The sequence below is a fragment of the Bacteriovorax sp. DB6_IX genome (assembly GCF_000447775.1).
Classification (GTDB): Bacteria; Bdellovibrionota; Bacteriovoracia; order Bacteriovoracales; family Bacteriovoracaceae; genus Halobacteriovorax_A.
In genome coordinates this window covers 1-2821 of record NZ_AUNJ01000185.1, presented here as the reverse complement: position 1 = coordinate 2821, position 2821 = coordinate 1, and the positions used below count along the sequence as shown (strand labels likewise).

The following is a 2821-nucleotide window of genomic DNA, read 5'->3' as shown; positions in this document are numbered from 1 at the left end:
GAATGGTGTATGAGATGGTTGAATCTATAATTAAAGATTCAAAGGTTGAAGTTAAGCGTAATATTATATCGAGTTGGAAGCATGTCTTAGAACATACCAAAGCAAATCCAAATACTCTTCTTTATACAATTGTGAGAACACCAGAAAGAGAAAATCAATTCGAATGGATTGGAGCAATAAGTGATAGAAGAATGTATTTCTATGCCTTGAAATCTCGAAAGGATATTTCTATAGATAGTTGGAAGGATATTTCAAAATATCAAACATTGAGTTTAGAAAAGGCGACTATTACAAAGTATGTAAGGGAGCGAGGAGCTCAGATTTATCCTACGACTGACCTAAAACAAGCTTATCACATGTTATTAAAGGGAAGAGCTGATCTTGTGGTTATGTTAGACTATTCTCTAAATCATCTTGATAAGAAGAAATTGACGAAACCATTATTTAAAATTGATCAGCCTGGAGAATTCTACATTGCAATGAATAAAGATAGTTCTCCTGAGTTAGTTAAAAAGATTAGAAACTCCTTTAATAAACTTATGAAAAATGGTGTAATTGAAAAAATTAAACTTAAACATAGTCCTAAATAATGAAAATCGAAGTTATAGATCCAAATAATACTAAACAAGCCGAATCCTACTGTTCATGGCTTAATGATGAGACAATGGTAAAGAATTGGTTTCTTCAAAGAGATGATAAAGACTTCGAGGTTAAGTTTACGGTAGAGGACTTTAGAGAATCATTTTCAAAGCCAGATAAAATAGCATTTATCCTAAAAGATAATGAGACTTACTTTGGGTATGGGTCTTTTTTTATAAATCATCCCGTTTCAAAATTTAAAGAGGGGAAGGTTTGTTGGCCAAGTATTGCTATCGGTCTTGATTCCTATAGAGGCAAGGGGCTTTCAAAATTAATTTGTGAAGAAATTGTTCGACTAGCTAAAGAACATCAATGCACACATATCGAAGCAGCAATTTTTGAGTTCAATCAACCAATGAAGGGGCTTTTATTGGCAAATGGTTTTAAGTATTTTGCTAAGGAAGAGAATAAAACTTTTGTTGATGGAAAGTGGTGGGACTCAGAACATTACATATTAGAAATATAGTGACACAAATTATCTTAAAGAAATATTCCTTAAAATTATTCTATAAGTACTGTGCTTTTTTCTTAGGATGTTTTAGCACTTTCTTCATCGCCACTAATTTTGATCTCTCTGCCGTCATTGCCTCAGCAGCAGTAGGTCTTTTATCAACATTTATTCCTATTGGTAAAAAGTATCATACAGTCATTTACTCTGGCAGCTTTGCTGGCATGTGCTCTCAATCAATTTTAACCAGCTATACTCAAATCTTCATCCTTTCATTTATTGGTGCAATCTTATACATATCTTTGGCATCGCACTTTAAAGGACTGGGGGGAAAGCTAGGGACGATTGCTTTTTTAAGTGTGGCCCTTACATATCTAATAGGGAGTTTGATTTGATTCTCCTTATTGCTCTTTCAATTCTTTTATCAGTATTAACATTTAGTTTTTCTAAGCTAAATTCTATCGGTGCGATTCGCTCCTCAGCAATTATAACTCTAATTTCTTGTGGTATTATCATGCTGTTAAGGACAAGGTGGAACTTTGATAGTGAGACCTATATGGCGCTTTCTTTTGGTGCAAGTTTTGTCGGTATGAGTTGCCCGACAAGATTTGGAGTTAAGTCCATTGCCTTTGGAGGGCTTTTCTTCGGTATCTTCTTTTTAAATCTCGTTCCGCTGTTAACTGGCTTCGGTGGAGCACTAGGGACAAGTGCATTTCTGGCAATATCCCTAGTTCACTTAATTCTCTCAGGTGCCAGGCACCTTTTGTTTCGCAGTTGCTAAGGTTTAAAGAAAGTAAATTAAGATTAATTAGTCTTTTATCTAAAAAAGCCACAGTATCCCTTTGTTTTTTAAGTACTTAGGTCACTGTGATTATGAGATAATTTTTTCAATATTCCCAAAAAAATTTCTTAATGTGTTAAATCATAGTTATGGAAAAACTCTATTATGAAGACAGTTCTTATACTAAAAGAATCATAACATTTATTGGTGCAATACTAACTTATTATGCAAGTTGGTACTTTGGGAGAGATATTTTAATGAGTCTATTTCATGGATACATTAAAGATGGTCTTCTACAACCAAAACTATTTTTTAGTCATGTTTTAATTTATGGTTCTATTTTTAGTGCTATTTGTAGCTATCTTTTTATCTACATAGCCTATAAGAATAGAGTTTTAAAACTTCCGAAATTCATGTCTAATATTAAAGAAGCTTTCTTGTATGGATTTTCTAGTGCACTTATACTGTCTTTTCTCGTTGTGCTTTATTGGCTATCTCAAGATTACAATTTTAAATTTCTAGTTAATTGGCCAAGTGTATTTGGGAATATCTTTTCAAATCTCTATGAAGAAGTTTCTTATCGAGCATTGCTCGTAGGCGCTACTCTTGCTCTATTTCGTAATAAATGGATTGCTATCGTAATCCCTTCAATAATTATGGTAAGCACTCATACCCAATATTCCTTTAGAGTTCGAAATTGTATTGTATTCTTTGGGTCTTGTGTATTTTGCTATGTTTATATTAGGACATGTAATTTAGTTTCACCTTGGGCATACACACCAAGCGTCCGATATGATTCTAGACACTGTCTTAAAGGTTTAGATTAAATGAACTAGGTTCGCCAGATAGAATATCAGCTTGCTATTTGTTTATAGCCTTACTAAACCTTGGGTTATACCCAAGTTTTTTTCTAGCGATTCTCTTTGAGTTGACCAGTGGCTTCCACCATAAAC

Annotated in this window: 5 protein-coding genes; all 5 read left to right on the top strand. The window is 33.5% G+C overall.

The window, feature by feature from the left end; translation table 11 throughout:
* Nucleotides 1–590, top strand: a 590-nt coding sequence (locus tag M901_RS05495) for an ABC transporter substrate-binding protein (protein ID WP_034720636.1), incomplete at its 5' end; no start/stop codon positions are given.
* Complete coding sequence (locus tag M901_RS05490; RefSeq protein ID WP_034720633.1) at nt 590–1105, top strand: GNAT family N-acetyltransferase; 516 nt, start codon at nt 590–592, stop codon at nt 1103–1105. The genes M901_RS05495 and M901_RS05490, both read left to right, overlap by 1 nt.
* Entirely contained in the window at nt 1105–1482 is a 378-nt protein-coding gene (locus M901_RS05485) for a hypothetical protein (RefSeq protein ID WP_021277186.1), read from the top strand. Before M901_RS05490 ends, M901_RS05485 begins: the two co-directional genes overlap by 1 nt.
* Nucleotides 1479–1868, top strand: coding sequence for a hypothetical protein (locus M901_RS05480; protein WP_021277188.1), 390 nt, complete (start codon nt 1479–1481; stop codon nt 1866–1868). Before M901_RS05485 ends, M901_RS05480 begins: the two co-directional genes overlap by 4 nt.
* A gap of 149 nt (nt 1869–2017) precedes the next feature.
* Entirely contained in the window at nt 2018–2695 is a 678-nt protein-coding gene (locus tag M901_RS18350) for a type II CAAX prenyl endopeptidase Rce1 family protein (RefSeq protein ID WP_034720631.1), read from the top strand.
* Nucleotides 2696–2821 lie beyond the last annotated feature (126 nt).

What these genes read in the sequence shown, in the direction of transcription:
- M901_RS05490 (WP_034720633.1), top strand. Translation starts at nt 590, where the DNA reads ATGAAAATCGAAGTTATAGATCCAAATAATACTAAACAAGCCGAATCC.
- M901_RS18350 (WP_034720631.1), top strand. Translation starts at nt 2,018, where the DNA reads ATGGAAAAACTCTATTATGAAGACAGTTCTTATACTAAAAGAATCATA.